We start from the raw sequence: 2,822 nt of genomic DNA, 5'->3' as shown, positions 1-2,822 counted from the left end.
GACAACGCGCTGGCGGTCGCGCCTGGCCTCGCGGACGCGACGCTGGCGGAGACCCGGGTCGGCTTCCGGCCGGGCACCCCGGACGGCCTGCCGATCCTCGGCCTGCTCCGGCCCGGGTTGGCGGTGTCGACGGGCTTCGGCGCGGGCGGCCTGACGAACGCGCCGTTCGCGGGCAAGCTCGTCGCGGCACTGGCGGTGGGGGAGGACCCGGGCTTCGACCTGGCCCCGTTCGCCCCGGATCGCTTCTGAACGGCCACCGCCTCCGCCCGGCGACGGAAGCGGACCTCGCCGCGCTGGTGACGATCCTCGACGGCGCGGTCTCGTGGCTCGGCTCGCAGGGCCTCGATCAGTGGGCGGGGGCGCCGTGGCGCACCGATGAGCTGCGGCCGGGCCTCGCGACCGGCGCGCTCCGGGTGGCGGAGACCGCGGACCCGCCGCGCGTGCCGGTCGCGACCATGACCCTCGGCGAGGAAGCGACGCCCTTCTGGCGGCCGGCGGACGACCGTTCCGCCGCGCTGTACCTCAGTCACCTCGCGGTCGACCGTGCGTTCGCCGGGCTCGGCGTCGGCGCGTGGTTGCTCGACGAGGCCGCGGCGGAGGCCGCGCGGCGGGGCAAGCGGTGGCTGCGGCTCGACGCGTGGAAGAGCAACACCCGCCTGCACGCCTACTACCGGCGGCAGGGGTTCCGGCTGGTGCGGATCGACGGCGGGCCGGGCGGTTCCGGTGCGTTGTTCGAGCGGGCCGTCAGCCTTCGGTGACCAGTTCCAGCGCGTGGTCGCCGGTGCGCTCGACCACCAGGCCCGCCTTCGTGATCACCTTCGCCAGTTGCTCCACAGTGGACGGTTCGGCGCGGGTGGCGGCCAGCACGTGGGCCAGGCGGCCTTTGTACGCCTTGTTGAAGTGGCTGACCGTCACGCGTTCGCCGCGGGCGTTTTCGGTGACGACGCGGACCGTCACCGCGTCCGGGCGGAGCTTGGCGAAGGCCGAGTACGTGCCCGAGCGCAGGTCCACGACCAGGCCTTCGACCGCCTGCAGCACCGGTTCGAGAACCGGTTTCCACAGGCCGCGGACGGTTCCCAGCGACGGGAGGGAGTTGCCGCCCGAAAGGCGGTAGGCCGGGATCGGGTCGGTCGCCGAAACCACGCCGAACAGCGAGGACGTCACCGCCAGGCGGCGGTGGGCTTTCTCCAGGCCCGCTTTCGTGAAGCTCTTCACGTCGAGGGCGTCGTAGAGGACGCCCGTGTAGCGGCGCAGGGCCGGCATCGTCGGGGACGTCCAGAGCTCGGCGTTGCGCGCGACCTCCCCGGCCTGGCGCTCGGTCAGGCCCAGGGCCGCGAGGCTGGCCTGGACGTCGGCGGCCAGTTCGACCAGCGCGTCCGCGAGCTTCGCGCGGGCCGGGTTCAGCTCGGGGAACGACAGCGCGCTCAGGTCCAGCGGGCCGCCGCGGCCGCCGTCGGCTTTGGTCTCTGAAGGGGGGAGGAGCACCAGCACGTGCCGAGCGTAAATCGGGGTGCGCGGGCGCCGCCGCCCGGCCTAGCCTCCCGGCATGGACCTGACCTGGCGCCCGTTGACGCTCGCCGACGTACCGGCCCTGACCCGCCTGTACGCGGCGGCCGAGGAAGTCGACCGGACGGGTGAGCACTTCAGCGAGGAGGACCTCCGCGAGGAGCTGGAAGGTCCCAACATCGACCTGGCCCGCGCCACGACCGGCGCCTGGGACGGCGACCGGCTCGTCGGCTACGGCCTGATCCGCCGCCGTGACGCCGCCGACCCCGTGCACATGATCCGGCTCCAGTCGATCGTGCACCCGGACCACCGCGACGACGTCCTGGGCGGTCACCTGGCGGAGTGGTTCTCGCGGACGAGCCGCGAAGTCCACGAGCGCACCTTCCCGGATGCGCCGCTGGAACTGCACTACGGCCTCCACGAGAACGAGCGCTGGATCGCCGGCGTCCTCGCCGGAGCGGGCTACCGGCACGGCCGGACCATGGTGACCATGCGCGTCGGCCTGGCCGACCTGCCGCCGCAGCCGCCGCTGCCGGACGGCTTCGAGGCGGTGCCGTTCGGGTTCGAGCACGACCGAGCCGTCCTCGATGCCCGCAACGACACCTTCGCGGACCACTGGGGCAGCACGACCTACGAGCTGGCGGCGTGGCGGCACCTGGTCACCGGCTCGAAGGACTTCCGGCCGGACCTGTCGTTCCTCGTCGTCGACGGGGAGAAGGTCCTGGCGTTCGTGCTGTGCCACTTCTACGAGTCCGAATCGGCGGCGACGGGCATCCGCGAGCTCCACGCCACCTGGGTCGGCACCCGCGAGGTCCTGCGCGGGCGCGGGGTCGCCTCGGGGCTGCTGGGCCACACGCTCCGGGCCGCGAAGGCCGCGGGGTTCGACCGGTCGGCGCTCAACGTCGACGTCGACAACGCGCACCGGGCGCTGGGGGTCTACGAGCGGTGCGGGTACCGCGTCGACGACGAGTGGCACGTGTACGTGCTCAGTGATCCACGAGGTTGAGCAGCTCCTCGCCCCGTACGTACCGCCTCAGCTGCTCGGCCGCCAGCTTCTTCGCGCGCGGGTAGAACGACGCCGATCCGCCCGCGATGTGCGGGGTGATCACCACGCCCGGGGACGTCCACAGTGGATGGTCGGCGGGGAGGGGTTCCGGGTCGGTCACGTCGAGGCCCGCGCGCAGCCGCCCGGTGCGGGTCTCCGCCAGCAGCGCGGCGGTGTCGATCGCCGTGCCGCGGCCGACGTTCACCACCAGGGCGTCGTCCGGCAGCGCCGCCAGCTCCGCGCGGCCGAGCAGGCCGCGGGTGGCCGGGGT

Annotated in this window: 5 protein-coding genes; 3 read left to right on the top strand and 2 right to left on the bottom strand. The window is 73.7% G+C overall.

All coding sequences use genetic code 11. The annotated features are described in order from the left end of the window. Window positions 1-249 (top strand): FAD-binding oxidoreductase (locus tag G3I65_RS54610; RefSeq protein ID WP_160704334.1); only part of this gene is annotated, 249 nt, incomplete at its 5' end. A 47-nt stretch (window positions 250-296) separates the two neighbouring features. Beyond that, a complete protein-coding gene (locus G3I65_RS54605) occupies window positions 297-758 on the top strand; it encodes an N-acetyltransferase (RefSeq protein ID WP_160704332.1) in 462 nt (153 codons plus the stop codon). Here G3I65_RS54605 and yaaA read toward each other — a convergent pair. Then, window positions 745-1,491, bottom strand: a complete 747-nt coding sequence (yaaA, locus tag G3I65_RS54600) for a peroxide stress protein YaaA (protein ID WP_160704330.1) — start codon at window positions 1,489-1,491, stop codon at window positions 745-747. The genes G3I65_RS54605 and yaaA overlap by 14 nt on opposite strands. A gap of 55 nt (window positions 1,492-1,546) precedes the next feature. Here yaaA and G3I65_RS54595 point away from each other — a divergent pair, with 55 nt between their 5' ends. Further along, on the top strand, window positions 1,547-2,512 hold the full coding sequence (locus G3I65_RS54595; protein WP_160704328.1) for a GNAT family N-acetyltransferase: 966 nt from the start codon (window positions 1,547-1,549) through the stop codon (window positions 2,510-2,512). Here G3I65_RS54595 and G3I65_RS54590 read toward each other — a convergent pair. After that, window positions 2,493-2,822: NAD(P)-dependent oxidoreductase (locus G3I65_RS54590; RefSeq protein ID WP_275940204.1), on the bottom strand; the 330-nt coding region annotated here is incomplete at its 5' end. The two genes, G3I65_RS54595 and G3I65_RS54590, sit on opposite strands and share 20 nt — an antisense overlap.

This window comes from Amycolatopsis sp. SID8362 (assembly GCF_010550475.1).
GTDB classification, from domain to species: domain Bacteria; phylum Actinomycetota; class Actinomycetes; order Mycobacteriales; family Pseudonocardiaceae; genus Amycolatopsis; species Amycolatopsis eburnea.
This window is presented reverse-complemented; position numbering and strand designations above follow the sequence as displayed.

Excerpts from the sequence above, each read along its gene's own strand:
- G3I65_RS54595 (WP_160704328.1), top strand. The coding sequence starts at position 1,547 with ATGGACCTGACCTGGCGCCCGTTGACGCTCGCCGACGTACCGGCCCTG.